The following is a 20,757-nucleotide window of genomic DNA, read 5'->3' as shown; positions in this document are numbered from 1 at the left end:
ATTGAACTAGTTCAATAAATGAAACACTAGGATTATTTTGAAGCGATTTTGCTTCTGATCTTACTTAAAAATTCATGGGAGATGCCCAAGTAGGAAGCCAATTGTAGGTTGGTAAGCTTCTGTGCAATTTCTGGATACTTTTCAATAAAGTTAAGGTAACGGTCGTCTGCGGTCTGGCTGAGATTGGCAATCATTCTTCTTTGTAACGAGACCAAAGTCTTTTGTGTCATGACCCTGAAAAGTTTCTCTACCTGTGGAATTTGTTCATATAGATGTTCCTTATCAGCGTGATTTATGAGTAATACCTCACTATCTTCTAAAGCCTGTATGGTCAAGAACGAAGGTTTTTGGTTTGTAAAACTATCTATATCGGTTATCCACCAGTCTTTAGTGGCAAAATAAAGCACATGTTCTTTACCATCCTCATCTAAAGTAAATACCCTAAAACAGCCTTTAGTTACAAAACCTTCAAATTTGCAAATCTCTCCTTGGGTTAAAAGGTATTGTTTTTTGGCAATGGATTTAGGGTGAAAAGCATCGCAAAAAGTTTGAAGCTCTTTGTTGTCCAATTGGGCATTTTTTAAAATATTATGCTTTAGGAGTTCTATAGACATTTTTAGTTATTACAGAATATTTATTCCCAATATCGTTTAAAAAGGAAAGCCCAGATCAAGTATAAACATAACGATAAAACTGCATTTTTAAAAATGAAACTTACAAAGAGAGGGTAGCGTATTCTTTATAGATTGATTATAGTTTTTTGGAAGCCACAGCTTTTGGGCTAACCTTTCTCTTCCAATATATAATATAGATAGTTCCAAGAACGGTAGGAAGTGTCCACGCCACAAGATTTCCAATATGGAGTCCGGCAATAATAAATGCGGTAAAAGAAGCTATCAAAGCACCAATCATTTTACCGATATGCGATATTAACCATGCATTTTTGGTCTTCTGGGGATTTCTATAAAACTGAAAATCTTTTAAAGTTAAGAGAAGTCCAAACCCTCCAAAGAATACATATAATATACCCATAGTATTCGTATTCAAAAAGGTATACAAACCAATGCCTAGCATTAGTATCGAAAAGAAAAGCATACTCCCTGAAATTACTTTGTCTACTACATCCGCTTCAGTTTTTATTTTAAAAGCCAACGCACGATTACCGATTAAAACAAGATATACAGTGAACAAGCCTATTAGCAGCAAGAATAGATTTTCATGATTTGGCATCATGGCTATTGGCATAGAAATTACTGAGCTGCCGATCATACCTATAGAAAATAACTTGCCTAATTTCTTATGTAATGAGCTGCCTTTTTTAATAATGATGCTTCCAATACCGGTAATCAATCCCAGTCCTCCTAAGAAAGCGTGAATGTAAATGAGGATTTTAATTGTTTGTTCCATGGTAGTTGTATTGGTTATTAGAGTAAAACTCGGACAATACCATGGTTTTTAAAAGAAGATGTTTCTGAACTGTAGTTATTAGGGGTTGAATTGAAAAATGTTTGGGCTATAATTTATTTTATTGCTCCAGTAGCGCGTTAAGCTTCTCAACAGTCTCTCCCGGTAAAACCTTAAGGGTTTGAATGTGCTTTGTATTTGTTTTCCAAAATGTTTTTGGTTCTTTAGCTAAATTGAAAATGGATTGTCCGCGCTCAAACGGCACAGCTCTATCTTCTTTACTATGGATGATCAGTTTTGGTGTGTTGTTGATATCCGAAATATCTCTAATGGCCAGATAATCTTGATTATATTCTGTGGAATCTTTAATGAAATTACGCATCAAGAATCCCTGAAAATTATCTTCAATAAAGCTGTGGGCAGATGCTAAAGAACCATCCAAAACCAAAGCGTCTACTTTATCAGGGTTGTCTTTGGTAAGCTTAACGGCAACTTGGCCGCCTAAAGACATGCCGTATACTACGGTTTTGATACTGTCATTTTTAACATGCTTCAAAAAATCCGTGAATGCTTCTTCGGTATCTTTCATAATACCCTTGTAACTGGGTTTTCCTGTAGATTTTCCATACCCTCGCCAATCCGTAGAATATACCCTGAACCCATTATTTACTAAGGGTTTAATTAAATCCTTGTAAGTGCTGGTATTACCACTATTTCCTCTAATCAAAAATATATTGGCTTTAGGTGCTGTTTTTGGATAGAAAAGATAGGTGTGAATGATAATAGAATCTTCTACTTTTAAGATACTCTCTGAATATTCTAAGTTGGTCATATTGCCAACTTCAGTATCAGGTCTGTAAAATAATGTTGATTCATCGTTAGTGATTAGAGCTTTTACATATCGGTCAGACTGATAAACATAAACCGTGTAAGCAGCTAATAGAATTAAAACGACAAGACCTATAATTTTTATTTTCTTCATTTAAATAAGTTTTGAATAATCCATGCTAATAAATTAACGACGACTATTAATAATAGAAACATTAAATATTAATATCTATAGGTCTTGTAAAAGGTGTTCTGTCTGCCGGTAATTCTAATTGTTCCAAAGCAGCATTTAAATCTACCAACGAATCTGCATCTATTATTTGTGTGGTTATGGTCAGTTCTTCTAGTTTCGATTTCAATATATAATCTCCTGCAAATTTTTTGATTTGGGTAATTTCATTCAAATTCATCTTTTTAGTCTGAAATAGAAGGTTTTTACTAATAGTGCCATTTTCAATAGTCAGATATTGTTTTTTGTTTTCATAAATATATTGGGCTAGGTGAAAAATGAGCATTATAAAATACACGTAATCAAACCATTGTCTTTTACTGCTAAAGAAAAGTGTCAATACTACCAGGACTCCCCAAGCAATTACAATAAAAAGGTTTACTCTTAATCTTTTCTTTTTGTACCGTATTTTCATTTTTCTGGTTTAATGCTGTACACGAATCTTATACGACCGGAACTAAAATAAGTAAAATCTTACACTTCTTTTAATTGTTAAATGTCATTACTGATTTATTTTAATCCAGTAAATCCGCTACTAGTAAGTCAATTTTTTAGAGTAGCATAAAGTCGACTTAAGAATAGTCTTTTTTATTGTACAAGATGGAGTACGCCTGATATAGCAGCATTCCCGTCCCAATTTTTCCTATATTTACCCCATGCTTTCAAAAAAGACAAAATACGGGTTAAAGGCGCTAGCATACTTGGCTGCGCAGACAGATAAACAACCTGTACAGATTTCTGAAATTGCGAAGGCAGAGAATATCTCACAGAAATTCTTGGAGAGTATCTTGCTTTCTCTCCGTAAGAGCGGATTTTTAGGTTCTAAGAAAGGTAAAGGCGGTGGCTACTATCTAATTAAAGATCCAAAAGAGGTCTTAATGACAGATGTCATGCGTATTCTTGAAGGTCCAATAGCCATGGTTCCTTGTGTGAGTCTTAACTTCTACGAGAAATGTGCAGACTGCCCAGATGAGGCTACATGCTCTGTAAATAAGCTCATGCTTATGGTGCGAGATGCCAATTTAGAGGTGTACCGTAACAATACTTTGGCTGATTTAATAGCCTGATTTTCCAATCATTTCCAATATCCGGTAAAAAATCTTCAATATTTATTGCATTTTTTTAATAATCTACTAAATCTATAGGGTAAAAGTAAATTCTTTAGATTTCACCCGTCTAACACAATATAAATGTACTACATTTGTTTACTCTATTAGATTGATAGGGTAATTAGATTAACACGAAAATGATTGTAGATCAATTGATTTTAGATAAAGCAGCTTCCAAAAAGAATTTTTCAGAGGATCAGAAATCTGAAAGGCCTATCCGTAGCATCGCAAAAGCGGTGAGCTGGAGGGTAATTGGTACGTTAGATACGTTAATAGTTTCTTATTTGTTAACTAGCGAAGTGGCTATAGCCGCTTCTATTGCTTCCATAGATTTTGTGACTAAGATGTTTTTATACTTCTTCCACGAGCGTTTATGGAATAAAATTAATTGGGGTAAATAAATAGGATATGAGTTTTTCAGAAAAAGAAATCCAAAAGCTTAACGAGCGTTTTAAAGAAGCAAATCCTTCTGTAATTATTGATTGGGCTATTGAGAATGCTAAAAATGCGGTAGTTACTACCAACTTTAGACCTTACGAGGTGGCTATTCTAAATGCTGTTGCAGATGTAAAGAACGATATTCCTGTAATTTGGTGCGATACAGGTTACAATACGCCAAATACATATAAACATGCAGAAGAAATTATTGAGAAATTAGGTCTTAATATAGATTTGTATGTGCCTAAACAAACTAGTGCACACCGTGATAGTGTAATGGGAATCCCTCAAATAGATGACCCAAAGCATGCCGTTTTTACCGAGCAGGTTAAACTAGAACCTTTTAAAAGAGCAATGGCTGCACATAAGCCAGATGTTTGGTTTACTAACTTAAGAAAAGGGCAAACTGCATTAAGGGATTCATTAGATATTTTGAGTGTAAGCAGAGACGGTGTTCTTAAAGTGAGTCCGTTTTATCATTGGAGCGATGCTCAATTAGATGCATATCTAGAAGAAAAGCAATTGCCTAACGAACATAAATATTTTGACCCAACAAAGGTTCTTGAGAATCGCGAGTGTGGGTTACATACTTAAAAGACATTCCGCTTTAAGCGAAAAAATAATAATCGAAGCATAGCAATAGCGAACAATATATTCAAAAAATTATGAGCCAAGATACATCACACATCAACGCCTTAGAAAACGAGGCCATCTACATCTTTAGAGAAGTAGCTGCTCAATTTGAGAGACCGGTACTTTTGTTTTCCGGAGGTAAAGATTCTATTACATTGGTACGTTTGGCGCAAAAAGCGTTTTGGCCTGCAAAAATTCCTTTCCCTTTAATGCACATAGATACAGGTCATAACTTTCCTGAAACTATAGAATTTAGAGATAGATTGGTAGAGGAGTTAGGTCTTGAGCTTATCGTAAGAAACGTGCAGGATTCTATTGATCAAGGTAAGGTTAAAGAAGAATCAGGTAGGTATTCAAGTAGAAACTCTTTGCAGACAACTACTTTGTTGGATGCTATTGAGGAATTTAAATTTGATGCTTGTGTTGGTGGAGCTCGTAGAGATGAAGAAAAGGCAAGAGCAAAAGAGCGTATTTTTTCTGTACGTGATGATTTTGGTCAGTGGGATGAGCGTAACCAACGTCCAGAGCTTTTTGATATGTTAAACGGTCAGATAGAGTTAGGACAGAACGTACGTGTTTTTCCAATTTCTAACTGGACGGAGCTAGATGTTTGGTCTTATATTAAAGAAGAAGAGATTGAAATACCTTCTATTTACTTTGCACATAAACGTAAAGTATTCTTACGTGACGGTCTAATTTGGTCACATTCTGATTATGTGTACCAAGAAGATGATGAGGAAGTTTTAGAACGTATGGTGCGTTTCCGTACTGTTGGTGATATGAGTTGTACTGCAGCTGTGTTTTCTGATGCTACCGATATTGAGTCTGTTGTTGAGGAAATTCGAGATTCTAGTATTTCTGAAAGAGGAGCCCGTATTGACGATAAAAGGTCAGAAGCGGCAATGGAGAAAAGAAAGCAGCAAGGATATTTTTAGAATTCTCAAAAGAGAACGAGTTTAAAAAATTGATTAAAAATGCCAAGAGCGTTATGCTCAGGCCTACAGCCAAAGAAGATGGACGTATTAAAAATAGCAACAGCAGGTAGTGTAGATGACGGAAAAAGTACTTTGATCGGTAGAATTCTGTACGATACAAAATCATTGACTAGCGATAAGCTAGAAGCCATAGAAAAGACCAGTAAGAGTAAAGGGTATGATTACCTAGATTTCTCATTGGCTACAGATGGTCTAGTGGCCGAGCGTGAGCAAGGTATTACTATAGATGTAGCACATATCTATTTTTCAACAGCAAAGAAAAGTTACATTATTGCCGATACTCCTGGGCATGTAGAATACACTCGTAACATGGTTACAGGAGCTTCTACTTCTCAAGCAGCGATTATTTTGATCGATGCTAGAAAAGGAGTTATAGAGCAAACCAACCGTCACTTTTTTATCAATAACCTATTGCGTATTAAAGACGTGGTAGTAGCTATTAATAAAATGGACTTGGTAGATTATTCTGAGGAAACTTATAATGCTATTAAGGCCGATTTTCAGGAATTGATGGCAAAAAGAGATTACCAAGATCAGAAGATTACATTTATTCCTGTTAGTGCCCTTAAAGGTGATAACGTAGTGAATAAAACAGATAAGACACCTTGGTATACAGGTCCAACTTTATTAGAACATTTTGAAGCTTTAGACCGTAAAGATATTTTTAACGTTGGTACGCCACGTTTCCCAGTTCAATATGTTATTCGTCCTAAGACAGAAGATTTTCATGATTTTAGAGGATTCGCTGGTAAAGTTTACGGTGGTGAGTTAAGTGTTGGTGATGAGGTAGTGGCACTTCCGTCTCAGACAAGATCTAAAATTAAAGAGATTTATTTTCACGATAAGAAATATCAGACTGCTTCAAGAAGATCATCGGTAACGATAACGTTAGAAGACGAGATTAATATTAGTAGAGGAGATATGTTGGTGAAAGTTGACGAGATGCCTACTATAGAAAAGGAGTTTACAGCTACTATTTCTTGGATGGATTCAAATAAACTGACTACAGGTAAGAAATACGTTGTGCAACATGGTGTGAACAAAGTATTGGCCAAAGTAGATAACATTCATCATAAAATTAATCCTGATTATTCAGGTATTGATTCGGATGTAGATGGTTTGGGCATGAATGATATTGCTCAGGTAACCTTCAAATTAAACAAGCCTATTTTTTACGATAAGTTCAAAGATCACCGTACCAACGGTTCGTTTATCTTAATAGATACGCAGACTAACAGTACAGTAGGAGCGGGCTTCATAAGTTAAGGAGTTTGTTACTAGCCTTAAGGTAAAGAGCGCTGATTCAATTATCTCTATAAAGCCTATAGGAAAAATATACAATTAATAATCTACCTACAGAAAGGTAAGAAGCTAGAAGAGATATAGTATGCAAAGTTTCAGGACAGAAATAGAAAACCCTGTAGTTGAGAAGGATATTTTAGCATTAGAAGCTAAAATACGCCAGTTCAAAGAAGGTAATTTAGATGAAGAAAAGTTCCGCAGTTTGCGTTTGGCTAGAGGTGTTTACGGTCAACGTCAGCCTTATGTGCAGATGATTCGTATTAAATTGCCTTACGGTAAGGTTACCTCTAAGCAGTTAAAGCGTATCAGTGATGTGTCTGATGAATATTCTAGAGGTAGATTGCATATTACAACACGTCAAGATATTCAAATACATTATGTAGATCTAGATCGTACGCCAGAGCTTTGGGCGGAGTTGGAGAAAGATGATGTTACTATTCGTGAAGCGTGTGGTAATACAGTGCGTAACGTAACGGCTAGTGAAACTGCCGGTATAGATGTAGATGAGCCTTTTGATGTTTCGCCTTACGCACATGCTCTTTTTGAGTATTTTTTGCGTAACCCGATCAGTCAGGAAATGGGCCGTAAGTTTAAGGTTTCTTTTTCTGCCAGTGATGCGGATACAGGTCTTTCGTACATGCACGATCTTGGTTTTATTGCTAAAATAAAAGACGGTGTAAAAGGTTTTAAAGTGATGTTGGCCGGTGGTCTAGGGTCACAACCCCGTCACGCCGAGCTACTTTTTGAATTCCTTGCAGCCGATAAAATTATTCCTTTAATGGAAGGTGTGGTTCGTGTTTTTGACCGTTATGGAGAAAGAAAAAGTAGGGCCAAGGCTAGAATGAAGTTTTTACTAAAAGATATAGGTCTTGATGGTTTCAAACAATTATTGGCCGAAGAGCAGAAAGCAATTCCTGTTCAGACTTATCCAATTGATGCGGAAGCATATCCAAAAGTTGAGGTAGCCAAAGTTGATGCGCCACAAGTGGAAATTGAAGATAGTGAAGCTTTTGAAATCTGGAAATCTACAAACCTTATCCCTCAGAAACAGGAAGGATATTCGGCTATTGGTATTAAAGTACTTTTAGGTGATTTTTATACGGATAAAGCAAGGTTGTTGGCAGATTTGGTTGAGCAATTTGCTGCAGGCGAATTAAGATTAAGCTTGCGTCAAAATATATTGATTCCTTACGTAGCCAATGATTTGGTTCCGTTTTTCTATAACGAATTGAAGAAATTAGGTTTCGTAGAAGCGGGATACAACAAGGCTATAGATATTACAGCTTGTCCCGGTACGGATACTTGTAACTTGGGTATTGCCAGTAGTACAGGTATTGCAGAGGAATTGGAAAGAATTATGAAGGTGGAATATCCACAGTACATAAGCAATCCTGATGTTGTGATTAAAATTAGTGGGTGTATGAATGCCTGCGGACAGCACAACATGGCCAATATTGGTTTTCAAGGAATGAGTGTAAGAACAAAAGATAAGTTGGTAGCACCTGCACTTCAAGTTTTGTTGGGTGGTGGTACTGATGGAAACGGTAACGGAAGATTTGCCGATAAAGTAGTAAAAGTGCCTTCTAAAAGAGGTCCGGAAGCATTGCGATTGATTTTGGATGATTACGACCAAAACGGAAACGGAAAGTCGTATGCCGATTATTACGAAGAAAAAGGTCAGATGTATTTCTATGATTTTCTTACGCCGTTATCGGATATTGAAAATCTTACTGCAGAAGACTTTATTGACTGGGGTAATACGGAGCGTTATGAAAAAGCGATCGGTATTGGTGAATGTGCCGGTGTGGTAATTGACCTTATCGCTACGTTGCTTTTTGAAAGCGAAGAGAAAATACAAACAGCACAAGAGTCTTTTGACGAAAACAAATGGGCAGCTAGTATCTACCATTCGTATTCTTCAATGGTAAACTCTGCAAAAGCAATGTTAACTTCAGAAAAAGCAAAAGTGAACACGCATGCAAGTATCATTAAGGATTTTGATGCAAAATTTGTTGCCTCTGGTAGAATAGATTTAGGTCAAGGTTTTGAAGAACTTGTTTTAAAATTGAATAAGAACGAACCAACTGAAGCTTTTGCAAAAAGCTATTTAGAAGATGCCAAAGCATTTTTGAAAGCGGTTGAAAAGTTCAGACAACAAGAATTGGCAGAAGCGTAAGCATGAAATATTCCAACGAAAATAACAACACTTTGTCCAACGTAGGCGGTCGTTTTACGGTAATTGGTGCAGGTCCCGGTGATGTTGAGCTTATTACGCTCAAAGCCATCAAGGCATTGGCAAGTGCAGATGTAGTGTTATACGATGCGTTGGTGTCCGTAGAGTTGTTGGAGTATGCACTCAAAGCCGAACAGATTTTTGTAGGCAAAAGAAAAGGGTGTTATGCGTACCAACAAGAACAGATAAACGAATTGATTGTAAACCGAGCTAAAACCAATGCCCATGTGGTACGTTTAAAAGGCGGAGATCCATTTGTATTTGGTCGTGGTGCCGAAGAAATGGAGTACGCTGCAGCTCACGGGTTGCAAGTAGCCATGGTCCCAGGTATATCCTCATGTTTGTCAGTTCCCGCATCACAGAACATTCCGGTTACCAAAAGAGGTGCCGCCGAAAGTTTTTGGGTAATTACAGGTACGACTAAAGAACATAAGCTTTCAGATGATGTAGCTCTGGCCGCTAAAAGTAACGCTACAGTCGTTATTTTAATGGGCATGTCCAAATTATCGCAAATAGCAGAATTGTTCAAAGCAGTAGGTAAATCTGAAACCCCAATTGCCATTGTGCAAAACGGGACCAGAAAAGATGAAAAAATTGCGGTAGGTACTATTGCTTCCATTGAAGATGAAGTGGAAAAGCAGCAATTGACCAATCCAGCAATAATTATAATAGGCGAAGTAGTAAGGCATAGAGAAAGTATCGAAAGCCTAAAAGAAGAATTTTTAGAAGTAATTAAATAAAAGTAATCGGTGCCAAGTAAGGAGTGCAACGTACTTCATACTCTATACTGACTACTCAATACAAATTAGAAATGATAAAAACAGATATTCTCATCATTGGCGCGGGCCCAACAGGTCTTTTTACAGTATTTGAAGCAGGCTTGTTAAAACTAAAATGCCATTTGATAGATGCTTTGCCTCAACCGGGTGGTCAGTGTTCGGAAATTTATCCAAAGAAACCAATATATGATATTCCGGCTTTCCCGGAAATCTTAGCAGGTGATTTAGTAACGAACCTTATGGAGCAGATCAAACCTTTTGAGGCTGGTTATACCATGGGTGAGCGTGCTGAAACTTTGGATAAGCAAGAAGATGGTTCTTTTATCGTAACAACTAATAAAGGTACAAAGCATCATGCTCCCGTAGTAGTTATTGCTGGTGGACTCGGTTCTTTTGAACCTAGAAAACCACCTATCGAAAACATTCTTGATTTTGAAGATAAGGGAGTTGCCTACATGATTAAAGACCCTGAGGTATATCGCGACAAAAAAGTGATTATAGCCGGAGGTGGAGATTCTGCTTTGGATTGGGCTATTTTCTTAGCAGACGTTGCTTCAGAAGTATCTTTGGTACACAGAAGAAATGAGTTTAGAGGAGCTTTGGATTCTGTTGAAAAAGCAGCAGAGTTGGCAAAAGCAGGAAAAATAAAATTGTTCACCGAAGCTGAGGTGAAGAAACTTTATGGCGATGATCATTTAGAGGCAGTTGTTGTTAAGCATAACGATCCAGAAAAAGGAGAGAGTTATGTTGAGGTAGATAGCTTTATTCCATTGTTTGGTCTTTCTCCAAAATTAGGTCCAATCGGTGATTGGGGGCTAGAAATCGAGAAAAATGCCATCAAGGTAAACAACGCTAAAGATTACCAAACGAACATACCAGGAGTTTTTGCTATTGGAGATGTCAATACCTATGAAGGTAAATTAAAACTGATTTTATCAGGTTTCCATGAAGCTGCAGTAATGTGTCAGTTTGCCTACAAATTGATAAATCCAGGTAAAAGATACGTTATGAAATACACCACTGTAGGTGGAGTAGAAGGATTTGACGGTACAAAGAAAGAGGCCAAAAAAGAGGTCGTTCAAAGTATTTCTTAATTAGCAATTAGTGCATATAATTGGTAAGAGCCTTCTGTTCTAATATTAGAACAGAAGGCTTTTAACTAAGGCAAAGTGCCAAAAACAGCTAGGTTTCTTTGGTTTTGAACCATATGTGGCGTTACTTTGCAAATCGTTCATTAAAATACGTGACTGTTATCAAGAAAGGCGGAGGGATTAGACCCTGTGAAACCTTGGCAACCCTTTTCTTATAAAGAAGGTGCTACATTCTATCCTACATATTTTTAGGACAGATAACAAAGAGAGGCAATTATAATTGTCCTTATTCCTTTGCTTGATAATTGTTTGTAGGTTGATTTTAAATAATGTTTTTGATATTTCTGATATCGAATTCAATTATAAATGGATGCTCAATTAGAAGGAGGAAAAAATGAAAGATATTCGAGAAATATTAAAGGAACGCATATTAGTGCTGGACGGTGCCATGGGGACCATGTTACAGCGCTATAAATTTACCGAGGAGGATTTTCGCGGTGAGCGTTTTAAGGATTGGGAGCATCCTTTGCAGGGTAATAATGATTTGTTGTCCTTGACCCAACCAGAAGCTATTGCAGAAGTACATCGCAAGTATTTTGCTGCTGGTGCAGATATCGTAGAAACCAATACTTTCTCCGGTACTACCATCGCTATGGCAGATTACTATATGGAAGATTTAGTGTATGAACTTAATTACGAGTCTGCACGGATTGCCAAAAAAGTAGCGGATGAGTTTACGGCAAAGGAACCAAACAAGCCAAGATTCGTTGCAGGAAGTATAGGTCCAACGAACAAAACAGCAAGCATGTCTCCAGATGTGAACGATCCAGGATATAGAGCAGTTTCTTTTGATGAGCTTCGTATTGCGTATAAGCAGCAGGTAGAAGCGTTATTGGATGGAGGTTCAGATTTACTGTTGGTAGAAACTATTTTTGATACGCTAAATGCAAAAGCGGCACTTTTTGCCATAGAAGAAGTGAAAGAAGAACGTAATATAGATGTGCCCATAATGGTGAGCGGAACTATTACCGATGCATCGGGAAGAACTTTATCCGGACAGACGGCAGAGGCTTTTCTGATTTCTATTTCACACATTCCAATTTTTTCAGTTGGCTTTAATTGTGCGTTGGGTGCGGACCAATTGGTACCACACTTAGAAGTTTTGGCAAATAAGACAGGACATGCGGTTTCGGCTCATCCAAATGCTGGTTTACCTAATGCTTTTGGAGAGTATGATGAAACTCCTGAGCAAATGGCTGCACAGATAAAAGAATATGTAGAAAAAGGTTTGGTGAATATCGTTGGCGGATGCTGCGGTACCACGCCCGAGCATATTACCGCCATTGCAGAATTGGTAAGAAAGTATGACCCGCGTGCAGTATCTGTAGATTAATACAATTGCCTTAAAAAGAATAAGAAACGAATTCATCAATTGTCACAAAAAGTGATGGAGATATTATGAGTAACAACTCAGACATACCAGTAACTGAAAATCAGAAGCCAGCTAGATATTTAAAATTATCAGGTCTAGAACCTTTGGTCATCACCCCCGAAAGTAATTTCGTGAACGTAGGTGAACGAACCAACGTGGCCGGTTCCAAACGATTTTTACGTCTCATTAAAGAACGCAAGTTTGAAGAGGCTTTAAGTGTTGCCAGAGACCAAGTAGAAGGTGGAGCCCAAATCATTGATATTAATATGGATGATGGTTTGATCGATGGTAAAGAGGCTATGGTCAAGTTTTTGAACTTGGTTATTGCTGAGCCAGATATTTCTAGAGTGCCTATCATGATAGATAGTTCCAAATGGGATATTATTGAGGCAGGTTTACAAGTTGTTCAAGGAAAATGTGTTGTAAACTCCATCAGTTTAAAAGAAGGAGAAAAAGAATTTATCAATCACGCTAAGTTAGTAAAGAGATACGGTGCAGCGGTGATTGTAATGGCTTTTGATGAGGTTGGTCAGGCTGATAATTATGATAGAAGAATAGAGATTTCTAAGAGGTCTTATGATATTTTGGTAGACCAAGGTCGGTTTTGCACCAGAAGACATCATTTTTGACCTTAATATATTCCCCGTAGCTACGGGTATGGATGAGCACAAATTAAATGCGCTCGATTTCATAAAGGCCACCAAATGGGTACGAGAGAATTTACCTTATGCTAGTATTAGTGGAGGGGTAAGTAATGTTTCGTTTTCGTTTAGGGGGAATAATCCCGTGCGTGAAGCCATGCATTCTGTGTTTTTATACCATGCTATTAAAGCGGGTATGAACATGGGTATCGTAAACCCAACCATGTTGGAGATTTATGATGATATTCCAAAGGATCTGTTAGAGCGGGTAGAAGATGTAATTCTGAATCGTAGGGATGACGCCACAGAAAGACTGCTAGATTTTGCAGAATCAGTTGTTGGTAAGGCCAAAGAAAGTAAAGTAGACCTTTCATGGCGAGAAGAACCTTTACAGAATAGAATTACCAGAGCTTTAGTAAAAGGAATAGATCAATATATAATAGAAGATATAGAGGAGGCACGTATTGCTGCAGATAAACCTATTGAGGTTATTGAAGGGAATCTAATGGCCGGTATGAACGTGGTAGGTGACCTTTTTGGAAGCGGAAAAATGTTCTTGCCACAGGTGGTGAAATCGGCGCGTGTTATGAAAAAAGCAGTTGCGTATTTGCTACCTTATATTGAAGAAGAAAAATTAAAAAACCCGCAGATCGGAGACGATAAAGGGAACGGTAAAATTTTGATGGCTACCGTAAAAGGTGATGTTCATGATATTGGTAAAAATATTGTGAGTGTAGTTTTGGCCTGTAACAATTACGAAATTGTTGACTTAGGTGTCATGGTGCCGCCAGAAAAAATAATTGCTGCGGCAATAGAACACAATGTGGATGTCATTGGTCTTAGCGGACTTATTACACCTTCTCTTGATGAGATGGTGCATTTGGCCAAAGAGATGGAGCGCAAGAACTTTAAACTGCCTTTACTTATTGGTGGGGCAACTACCAGTAAGGCCCACACGGCAGTGAAAATAGATCCACAATATAGTGAGGCCGTTGTGCATGTAAACGATGCTTCAAGAGCGGTTACCGTTGTGGGTGATTTATTGAAAAAAGAAACTTCGGCTACGTACAAAAAAACAATCAAAGAAGACTATGATGTTTTCAGAGAGAAGTTCTTGAGCCGTACTCAGAAGAAAGAGTATAAAACTCTTGAAGCCTCTAGAGAGAATAGGTTTAAAATAGATTGGGATGCTACCGAAATAGTGAAGCCTAAGCAATTAGGTATTCAAGTTATTGAAGAGGTAGACCTTGAAAAATTGGTTCCCTTTATAGATTGGACTCCCTTTTTTAGAAGTTGGGAGCTGCACGGTAAATATCCAGATATCCTAACGGATGAGATAGTTGGCGAACAGGCTACCGAGCTTTTTGCAGATGCAAAGCAAATGTTGAATGATATTCTAAAGGGCAAGAAATTAACGGGTAAAGGAGTTTTTGGACTCTTTCCGGCCAATACCTTAGCCAATCATGATGACATTGAAGTAGATGTTGAAGATGGTCAAGAGACTAAGAAATATACGTTTAGAACTTTACGACAGCAATTAAAAAGACGTGAAGGCGTACCAGATTATGCTTTGTCAGATTTTATTGCTCCAAAAGAATCGGGAAAAGAAGATTACGTAGGTTGTTTTTGTGTAACCACTGGTTTTGGAACCGATGAATTGGCAGATAAGTACAGAGAGAATTTAGATGATTACAATTCCATTTTAGTAAAAGCTTTGAGTGACCGTTTGGCAGAAGCTTTTGCCGAATATTTACATAAAGAGGTTAGGATGAAACATTGGGGTTACGCATCTAACGAACATCTTAAAAATGACGAATTAATTGACGAAAAATACAAAGGTATTCGTCCTGCACCAGGATATCCTGCTTGTCCCGATCACTTAGAAAAGGTAACGCTTTGGGATATGCTTAAGGTAGAGGAGCGAATAGGGGTAAAACTCACCGATAGTTTGGCCATGTGGCCAGCATCGTCGGTTTCGGGGTATTATTTTGGAAATGAACAAGCTAGATATTTTGGTTTAGGTAAAATTAAGGAAGATCAAGTATCCGATTTTGCGGAACGAAAAGGCATTACCCTAGAAAAGGCTACCAAGTGGTTAGCTCCCAATATTGCAGATGACTGATATGAAGAAATACATAGAAGTAAGCATGGGTAGTTTTATGATCACCCATGGGTATGACCAGAACAATAAGGAAATAGAGGAGAGGGTTGTTGTAGAAGGTTTTTCCAAAAAATTGGTAGCGGTAGATCGCATAAAATCGGTAAGTGAAAAATACATTTTGACCGATTATTTAGATGGCAGATGGATTTATTGGGAATACCTAGAAAGTTACGAAGAGGTGAAGCAAATGCTCACGAACGTATAATTAGTTTAAAGTAATAAGAAGCGTTAGGGATAGCAGCGATATCTTTTTAAAGTCCATAAGGCTTTAAAAAATTTAGCGAATAGCCCGCTCGAACGCCATAAAATAGAACAAATATTTAATTTCCCATTTTAAAGGGCAGCATACATGAAAATAACGGACCACATAAAAAATGCAAAGGGTAAAACTTTATTTTCCTTTGAAATTATACCACCGGTTAAAGGGCACCAGATACAACAGCTTTACGATAACATTGATCCTTTAATGGAATTTAACCCTCCGTTTATTGATGTAACTACTTCTCGTGAGGAGTATGTTTACTTGGAACGAGACGGACTGTTAGATAAAAAGTTGACCCGTATGCGTCCTGGTACTGTGGGAATTTGTGCTTCTATAAAACATAAGTATGACGTAGATACCGTACCGCATGTGCTTTGTGGTGGGTTTACAAAAGAGGAAACAGAATATCTATTGGTGGATTGCCATTATTTAGGTATTGATAATATTATGGCGTTGCGAGGTGATGCCATGAAAGATGAAAAATATTTTCAGCCAACTAAAGGTGGGCATGCTTTTGCTGTAGATTTGGTAAAACAGGTGCATGAATTGAACTGTGGTAACTATTTACATGATACGGTAGATAGTGATAATTGTGCCGATTTTTGTATTGGTGTGGCAGGATACCCAGAAAAACATTTGGAGTCACCTTCTTTACAATCAGATTTAAGAAGACTAAAGGAAAAGTAGATGCCGGTGCTGATTATGTAGTAACTCAAATGTTTTTTGATAACCAGAAGTATTTTGAGTTTGTGGATGCGGCAAAGAAAATAGGTATTACCATTCCTATTATACCGGGTATTAAGCCAATTGCCGTTAAAAGGCACTTGCAATTGCTACCACAGGTCTTTAGAATAGATTTACCGCAAGATCTTATTGATGCCGTTGATGATTGCTCTTCCAATAAAGATGTGCGTAAGGTTGGAGTGGAATGGGCTATTCAGCAATCTAAAGAGTTGAAAGCTGCGGGTGTACCCGTATTACACTACTACTCCATGGGTAAATCTGATAATATTAAGGCGATTGCCGAGCAACTTTTTTAGAAATACAAGCATTGTAAGAAAATATGGGCGAACCTTGGGTTTAAAATAACGAATAGTATTATTTTTGCGCTCCATGAACCCAAGGGTGTTTTTATTTTTTCTAATGTGTGTTGGATATTGCTTTTCGCAAGAGACCGACAGACTTAACAGTTATACGTTTGAAGCGGACCAGTTTTATGGTTCCGTTATTCTTCATAATCCGGATATTTCTCATTTAATTAAGGGTCACCCTGCTGGTGTTATTTTGGCCTACAATAGAAAGACCTATGGTCTTGAAGAATGGCAGCAGCTATACAATTACCCAGATTTGGGAGGTTCCTTTATCTATCAAAACACCAACAGCTCTGTTTTGGGAGAAGCCTATGCTGTATATGCTCATTTTAATTTTTACTTTCTAAAACGGAATCTTCAATTTAGAGTGGCTCAAGGTTTGGCATATATGACTAACCCTTATGATAGGGAGACCAATTTTAGGAACAATGCCTATGGTACTAGAATATTGAGTTCTAACTATGTGATGCTAAATTATCACAAAGAGAATGTTTATAAGGGCTTAGGTTTTAAGGCAGGTATTTCTATCATGCATTTCTCAAATGCAAACGTAAAGGCACCTAATACCTCTACCAATACTTTTGCTTTTACTGCAGGGTTGACGTATACTTTAGAAGGTAAAGACACAGAATATATACGGCGAGAGAAGGTGAGGGTTACCGAGCCTATAAAGTATAATCTTATTTTTAGGGCAGGAATAAACCAAAGCGATAATATAGGTCATGGCCAGTATCCTTTCTATATTTTCTCTGGTTATGTAGATAAGCGGTTAGGTCGTAGAAGTGCCATTCAGTTAGGTGCGGATGTGTTTTTTAGTAACTTTTTAAAGGAACTCATAGAGTATCAAACTATTGCATTTCCAGAAAATAATATTGACCCAGATACCGATTTTAAACGGGTGGGTGTCTTTGTAGGTCATGAACTTTTTATCAACAAACTTTCTATAGGAACCCAGTTGGGGTATTATGTGTATTACCCTTTTGATTTTGAAGGAAAGGTATATAACCGTGTTAGTTTGAAACGTTATTTTGGAAAGAAAGTGTTTGGCGTTGTAAGCCTAAAGTCACATGGCGCTGCAGCGGAAGCTGTTGAATTTGGAATAGGCGTTAGATTGTAAAGTGGTACGAAATATGGTAAGAGAATTAAAAAACAGAGAAAGCAGAACCACACTTTTAGGTGTTGGTGCGGTTATGCGTATGTCTCGTTTTTTTGTAATGCTGTGTGGTATTGTTTTGTTCTTTTCGTGCAACGGAGAAAATGCTTCGGACTGTTTTCAGAATACGGGTGATATTGTTCGTGAAGAAGTCGCTGTTGATGATTTCACCAAGATTACGGTTTTTGAAAACGTTACGTTAATCGTAAAACAGGGAGTAGAACAGAAGGTTGAAATTGAGACGGGAAGCGTATTACGAAACGAAGTTACTGCAGAGGTTGTAGATGGACGTTTGCTTTTACGGGATACCAATGATTGTAATTACTTTAGGGATTATGGTGTTACAAAAATCTATGTAACCTCACCTAATATTGCCGAGATACGTAGTAGTACGGGTTGGCCCATTACGAGTGATGGTGTCTTGGGGTATTCACGGTTAACACTCTTGTCAGAAAGTTTCGCCGATCCAGAAGCGCAAACTACAGATGGGGAATTTGATTTAGAAGTAGACACTGAAACTTTGAGCGTAGTGGTGAATGGTATTGCCTATTTTAAATTGAAAGGCGCTACAGATAACTTAAGCTTGATTGTAGCAGCGGGAGATTCGCGAATTGATGCCGCAGAATTAATTGCTCAAAATGTGACACTAAATCACAGAGGTTCAAATGATATGTTTGTTAACCCACAGCAGTCTATAAAAGGTGTAATTCGTGGGGTTGGTGATGTTTTTAGCTCAAACCAACCTGCAGAAGTTGATGTGGAAGTGTTGTACAAAGGGCGATTAGTGTTTAAATAATTTCTTCTTCTAAGCCAAAAGTTCTGTTAGTGAAATTGGTATGGGTGCAGATGCAATCTGTAACTTTGAGCTGACCATAAACCGATATGAATCCGATTCTAAAATATATCAAAAACCTACTCGTAAAAAAGCGTGTTCTGGGTGATGAACCATCGCTGAACGGATTGGTTGCTGCCGATGTGCTTTTGACGGACTTGGTCAAAGATGAAAAAGTTCCGGGTTTGGCAATTACCGTTTTAAAAAAAGGAAGGCCTTTCTTCCAAAAGGGATATGGTTTTGCAGATTTAGATAATAAGATTTCTATAAGCCCTCAAGCTTCAGTTTTTAGAATTGCCAGTGTTTCAAAACCTATTTCGGCTACTGCTTTGGCACATATGGTAGCAGAAGGATTAATAGATTTAGATGCTTCTTTTTATACATATGTACCGTATTATCCTAAGAAGAAGTATGACTTTACCATTCGTCAGTTGGCAAGTCATACCGCGGGTATAAGAGGATATAGAGGTACGGAGTATGGGTTAAATAAACCATATTCTATTAGGGAGAGTATTGAGCTTTTTAAGGATGATGAGCTCCTTTTTGAACCGGGAACGGACTATCTCTACAATAGTTTTGATTGGGTTTTGATTTCCTTGGCAATGCAAGAGGTAAGCGGAGTGCCATTTCAGGAATATGTGGAAAAGAAAGTTTTACAGCCATTGGGAATGGACCATACGTTTTGGCCTGACTTCGACTACGTTCAGTCTGGCCAACAAGAGGAACAACAATCAAATTCTGAATTAATTGAAGAATCAGGTCAAATTCAATTCAGTTTTGATGAGCAAGATGAGGAGCCTAATCCAGAAGCGCAGTCCATTTCTTATGAGAACAATGCAGCGCCAGCTCGAGCGCAGTCGAGAGCAAGCGATGTGGTGACATTCTATTCCAAAAACAGATTAGGATTTAGGGAAGCTATTCCCGTAGATAATTTCTACAAATTGGCGGGTGGTGGTTTTCTTTCTACAACAGAGGATATAACCAAATTTGGGCAAGCTTATCTTGATGGTCAAGTTTTAAATAGTGAACTGCAGTATGAATTTCTTACGGCTCAAAAAGTTAATGGCGCTTCGGTCTATTATGGTTTAGGATGGCAGGTGAGTGAAGATTCAGAAGGAAGGCTATTTTACGGCCATGTGGGTAATGGTGTTGGGGGTTACTCTAATTTCTTTGTTTATCCTAAGGAGCAAATGGTATTTTCCATTTTAACCAACTGCACTGATCCTAAAATTCAACCTGAACTAGATGAAATTATAGATCACCTTATCTCTTCTGATGGTCCTATTCAGTAGTCTTTGGACTAGATTTTAATTCTAATACTTAAATAATTGATTCATCTGGTTTTCTGAGGGCTAAAGGGTTGACTACTGTGTTCAAATGATTTAGCTTTATAAAAAAAAGCTATGAAAAATTTAAAAGTAATCTTCTTAACTCTTGGATGCGGGCTTTTTGCCTTGACTATGACAGCACAGGAAATAACTTCTTTCTCAGGAATGTGGGGGCCTGAATTTTATCAAGACAAAGATAAACTCACCTATGGAAAGAAATTGACAAAATAATGTCCGAAAGCCTAGTTGCACAGGTGAACTGGGAAAAATCCAAAAAACAAATGTTTGGAGGTATGATTGCTGGAGCCGCCAATTTTGGAACAGCAATTTGGTTCTTAGTAAATGAGAACGACCATAAGAGTGTAGCCGCACCTGCAATTGCTTTTGGAGGAACGGCAATCATTGGTTCTATTTTCTTTCACCATGCCATGAAAAACAAAAAAGAAGCAATACTCAACTATAATGAAAGTGTTGGTAATGGAACTTCGTTCCGTATGGTGCCTGCTGTTAATGAAAATGGAGTAGGACTGGCATTGAAGTTTTAATTGAGTCCATAATTTAAAAAAAAGTCCAGAAGTCATGAGTTGACTTTCGGGCTTTTTGTTTTTAGTTGGATGTAAGTTTTGCGAACAAGCTTTCAATATTTTTGGAGATAATGGTAGCGCTTATAGATATAATATAACAAATTAAATGTTAGATTTATCTCTTGAGTATGGCTTTCTGCAAGGAGCTTTTTAAGAGTGTAAAGTAGTGCTTCATCAAAACAAGGAATAAAGTAATATTGTATTTTTTTCAAAAGAGCATGTGAACTATGGA

The 20,757-nt window shown here is 37.5% G+C and carries 19 protein-coding genes, 2 pseudogenes and 1 riboswitch; of the genes and pseudogenes, 17 read left to right on the top strand and 4 right to left on the bottom strand.

From position 1 onward, the window contains the following. Positions 1–32: 32 nt before the first annotated feature. From Q5W13_RS04150 to Q5W13_RS04135, 4 genes are all read right to left on the bottom strand, one after another. Positions 33–614: a Crp/Fnr family transcriptional regulator gene (locus Q5W13_RS04150; RefSeq protein WP_155597695.1), complete on the bottom strand. Its 582-nt coding sequence runs from the start codon at positions 612–614 to the stop codon at positions 33–35. A gap of 136 nt (positions 615–750) precedes the next feature. After that, entirely contained in the window at positions 751–1,407 is a 657-nt protein-coding gene (locus Q5W13_RS04145; protein WP_155597694.1) for a hypothetical protein, read from the bottom strand. A 118-nt stretch (positions 1,408–1,525) separates the two neighbouring features. Beyond that, entirely contained in the window at positions 1,526–2,386 is an 861-nt protein-coding gene (locus tag Q5W13_RS04140; protein WP_304445452.1) for an alpha/beta hydrolase, read from the bottom strand. Between the two features lie 61 nt (positions 2,387–2,447). Next, positions 2,448–2,876, bottom strand: a complete 429-nt coding sequence (locus Q5W13_RS04135; protein ID WP_304445451.1) for a hypothetical protein — start codon at positions 2,874–2,876, stop codon at positions 2,448–2,450. 241 nt (positions 2,877–3,117) lie between these two features. Here Q5W13_RS04135 and Q5W13_RS04130 point away from each other — a divergent pair, with 241 nt between their 5' ends. The 17 genes and pseudogenes from Q5W13_RS04130 (at position 3,118) to Q5W13_RS04050 (ending at position 20,486) form a co-directional block, all read left to right on the top strand. After that, positions 3,118–3,528, top strand: coding sequence for an RrF2 family transcriptional regulator (locus tag Q5W13_RS04130; protein WP_155597691.1), 411 nt, complete (start codon positions 3,118–3,120; stop codon positions 3,526–3,528). A gap of 179 nt (positions 3,529–3,707) precedes the next feature. After that, positions 3,708–3,971 carry a DUF2061 domain-containing protein gene (locus Q5W13_RS04125; RefSeq protein WP_155597690.1) on the top strand — a complete coding sequence of 88 codons (264 nt, stop codon included), beginning with the start codon at positions 3,708–3,710 and terminating at the stop codon, positions 3,969–3,971. 7 nt (positions 3,972–3,978) lie between these two features. After that, positions 3,979–4,602 (top strand): phosphoadenosine phosphosulfate reductase domain-containing protein, encoded by a 624-nt coding sequence (locus Q5W13_RS04120; RefSeq protein ID WP_155597689.1) that lies wholly within the window; start codon positions 3,979–3,981, stop codon positions 4,600–4,602. A gap of 71 nt (positions 4,603–4,673) precedes the next feature. Next, complete coding sequence (gene cysD, locus Q5W13_RS04115) at positions 4,674–5,576, top strand: sulfate adenylyltransferase subunit CysD (RefSeq protein ID WP_214612069.1); 903 nt, start codon at positions 4,674–4,676, stop codon at positions 5,574–5,576. A gap of 78 nt (positions 5,577–5,654) precedes the next feature. After that, the gene (locus tag Q5W13_RS04110) at positions 5,655–6,902 is read left to right on the top strand and encodes a sulfate adenylyltransferase subunit 1 (protein WP_304446460.1); all 1,248 of its coding nucleotides are present in this window, start codon (positions 5,655–5,657) and stop codon (positions 6,900–6,902) included. A 121-nt stretch (positions 6,903–7,023) separates the two neighbouring features. After that, the gene (locus tag Q5W13_RS04105) at positions 7,024–9,114 is read left to right on the top strand and encodes a ferredoxin-like domain-containing protein (protein WP_304445450.1); all 2,091 of its coding nucleotides are present in this window, start codon (positions 7,024–7,026) and stop codon (positions 9,112–9,114) included. 2 nt (positions 9,115–9,116) lie between these two features. Next, on the top strand, positions 9,117–9,911 hold the full coding sequence (gene cobA, locus Q5W13_RS04100; RefSeq protein WP_304445449.1) for a uroporphyrinogen-III C-methyltransferase: 795 nt from the start codon (positions 9,117–9,119) through the stop codon (positions 9,909–9,911). Between the two features lie 71 nt (positions 9,912–9,982). Beyond that, positions 9,983–11,044: an NAD(P)/FAD-dependent oxidoreductase gene (locus Q5W13_RS04095; protein WP_155597684.1), complete on the top strand. Its 1,062-nt coding sequence runs from the start codon at positions 9,983–9,985 to the stop codon at positions 11,042–11,044. A gap of 153 nt (positions 11,045–11,197) precedes the next feature. Next, positions 11,198–11,305, top strand: a riboswitch (SAM riboswitch). Positions 11,306–11,435: 130 nt separating this feature from the next. Beyond that, positions 11,436–12,434, top strand: coding sequence for a homocysteine S-methyltransferase family protein (locus Q5W13_RS04090; RefSeq protein ID WP_304445448.1), 999 nt, complete (start codon positions 11,436–11,438; stop codon positions 12,432–12,434). Between the two features lie 65 nt (positions 12,435–12,499). Continuing rightward, positions 12,500–15,236 (top strand): annotated as a pseudogene (gene metH / locus Q5W13_RS04085) (methionine synthase). Between the two features lies 1 nt (position 15,237). Continuing rightward, positions 15,238–15,480 (top strand): hypothetical protein, encoded by a 243-nt coding sequence (locus Q5W13_RS04080; protein WP_304445447.1) that lies wholly within the window; start codon positions 15,238–15,240, stop codon positions 15,478–15,480. Between the two features lie 144 nt (positions 15,481–15,624). Then, positions 15,625–16,577, top strand: a pseudogene (gene metF / locus Q5W13_RS04075) (methylenetetrahydrofolate reductase [NAD(P)H]). Positions 16,578–16,680: 103 nt separating this feature from the next. Continuing rightward, positions 16,681–17,745 (top strand): acyloxyacyl hydrolase, encoded by a 1,065-nt coding sequence (locus Q5W13_RS04070; protein WP_304445446.1) that lies wholly within the window; start codon positions 16,681–16,683, stop codon positions 17,743–17,745. A gap of 13 nt (positions 17,746–17,758) precedes the next feature. Next, positions 17,759–18,577: a head GIN domain-containing protein gene (locus Q5W13_RS04065; protein WP_304445445.1), complete on the top strand. Its 819-nt coding sequence runs from the start codon at positions 17,759–17,761 to the stop codon at positions 18,575–18,577. An 86-nt stretch (positions 18,578–18,663) separates the two neighbouring features. Continuing rightward, positions 18,664–19,905, top strand: coding sequence for a serine hydrolase domain-containing protein (locus tag Q5W13_RS04060; RefSeq protein ID WP_304445444.1), 1,242 nt, complete (start codon positions 18,664–18,666; stop codon positions 19,903–19,905). A 111-nt stretch (positions 19,906–20,016) separates the two neighbouring features. After that, a complete protein-coding gene (locus Q5W13_RS04055) occupies positions 20,017–20,172 on the top strand; it encodes a hypothetical protein (protein WP_304445443.1) in 156 nt (51 codons plus the stop codon). Next, positions 20,172–20,486 (top strand): hypothetical protein, encoded by a 315-nt coding sequence (locus Q5W13_RS04050; RefSeq protein ID WP_304445442.1) that lies wholly within the window; start codon positions 20,172–20,174, stop codon positions 20,484–20,486. The genes Q5W13_RS04055 and Q5W13_RS04050 overlap by 1 nt, the downstream gene beginning before the upstream one ends. Positions 20,487–20,757 lie beyond the last annotated feature (271 nt).

It is taken from the genome of Zobellia laminariae, from assembly GCF_030553095.1.
Classification (GTDB): Bacteria; Bacteroidota; Bacteroidia; order Flavobacteriales; family Flavobacteriaceae; genus Zobellia; species Zobellia laminariae.
The sequence above is the reverse complement of the archived record's forward strand: the minus strand, read 5'-3'. Positions and strand labels throughout refer to the sequence as shown.

What these genes read in the sequence shown, in the direction of transcription:
- Q5W13_RS04120 (WP_155597689.1), top strand. Translation starts at nt 3,979, where the DNA reads ATGAGTTTTTCAGAAAAAGAAATCCAAAAGCTTAACGAGCGTTTTAAA.
- Q5W13_RS04130 (WP_155597691.1), top strand. Translation starts at nt 3,118, where the DNA reads ATGCTTTCAAAAAAGACAAAATACGGGTTAAAGGCGCTAGCATACTTG.
- Q5W13_RS04090 (WP_304445448.1), top strand. Translation starts at nt 11,436, where the DNA reads ATGAAAGATATTCGAGAAATATTAAAGGAACGCATATTAGTGCTGGAC.
- Q5W13_RS04125 (WP_155597690.1), top strand. Translation starts at nt 3,708, where the DNA reads ATGATTGTAGATCAATTGATTTTAGATAAAGCAGCTTCCAAAAAGAAT.
- Q5W13_RS04145 (WP_155597694.1), bottom strand. Translation starts at nt 1,407, where the DNA reads ATGGAACAAACAATTAAAATCCTCATTTACATTCACGCTTTCTTAGGA.
- Q5W13_RS04055 (WP_304445443.1), top strand. Translation starts at nt 20,017, where the DNA reads ATGAAAAATTTAAAAGTAATCTTCTTAACTCTTGGATGCGGGCTTTTT.
- Q5W13_RS04050 (WP_304445442.1), top strand. Translation starts at nt 20,172, where the DNA reads ATGTCCGAAAGCCTAGTTGCACAGGTGAACTGGGAAAAATCCAAAAAA.
- Q5W13_RS04135 (WP_304445451.1), bottom strand. Translation starts at nt 2,876, where the DNA reads ATGAAAATACGGTACAAAAAGAAAAGATTAAGAGTAAACCTTTTTATT.
- Q5W13_RS04105 (WP_304445450.1), top strand. Translation starts at nt 7,024, where the DNA reads ATGCAAAGTTTCAGGACAGAAATAGAAAACCCTGTAGTTGAGAAGGAT.
- cysD (WP_214612069.1), top strand. Translation starts at nt 4,674, where the DNA reads ATGAGCCAAGATACATCACACATCAACGCCTTAGAAAACGAGGCCATC.
- Q5W13_RS04110 (WP_304446460.1), top strand. Translation starts at nt 5,655, where the DNA reads ATGGACGTATTAAAAATAGCAACAGCAGGTAGTGTAGATGACGGAAAA.
- Q5W13_RS04080 (WP_304445447.1), top strand. Translation starts at nt 15,238, where the DNA reads ATGAAGAAATACATAGAAGTAAGCATGGGTAGTTTTATGATCACCCAT.
- Q5W13_RS04070 (WP_304445446.1), top strand. Translation starts at nt 16,681, where the DNA reads ATGTGTGTTGGATATTGCTTTTCGCAAGAGACCGACAGACTTAACAGT.
- Q5W13_RS04095 (WP_155597684.1), top strand. Translation starts at nt 9,983, where the DNA reads ATGATAAAAACAGATATTCTCATCATTGGCGCGGGCCCAACAGGTCTT.
- cobA (WP_304445449.1), top strand. Translation starts at nt 9,117, where the DNA reads ATGAAATATTCCAACGAAAATAACAACACTTTGTCCAACGTAGGCGGT.
- Q5W13_RS04060 (WP_304445444.1), top strand. Translation starts at nt 18,664, where the DNA reads ATGAATCCGATTCTAAAATATATCAAAAACCTACTCGTAAAAAAGCGT.
- Q5W13_RS04140 (WP_304445452.1), bottom strand. Translation starts at nt 2,386, where the DNA reads ATGAAGAAAATAAAAATTATAGGTCTTGTCGTTTTAATTCTATTAGCT.
- Q5W13_RS04065 (WP_304445445.1), top strand. Translation starts at nt 17,759, where the DNA reads ATGGTAAGAGAATTAAAAAACAGAGAAAGCAGAACCACACTTTTAGGT.
- Q5W13_RS04150 (WP_155597695.1), bottom strand. Translation starts at nt 614, where the DNA reads ATGTCTATAGAACTCCTAAAGCATAATATTTTAAAAAATGCCCAATTG.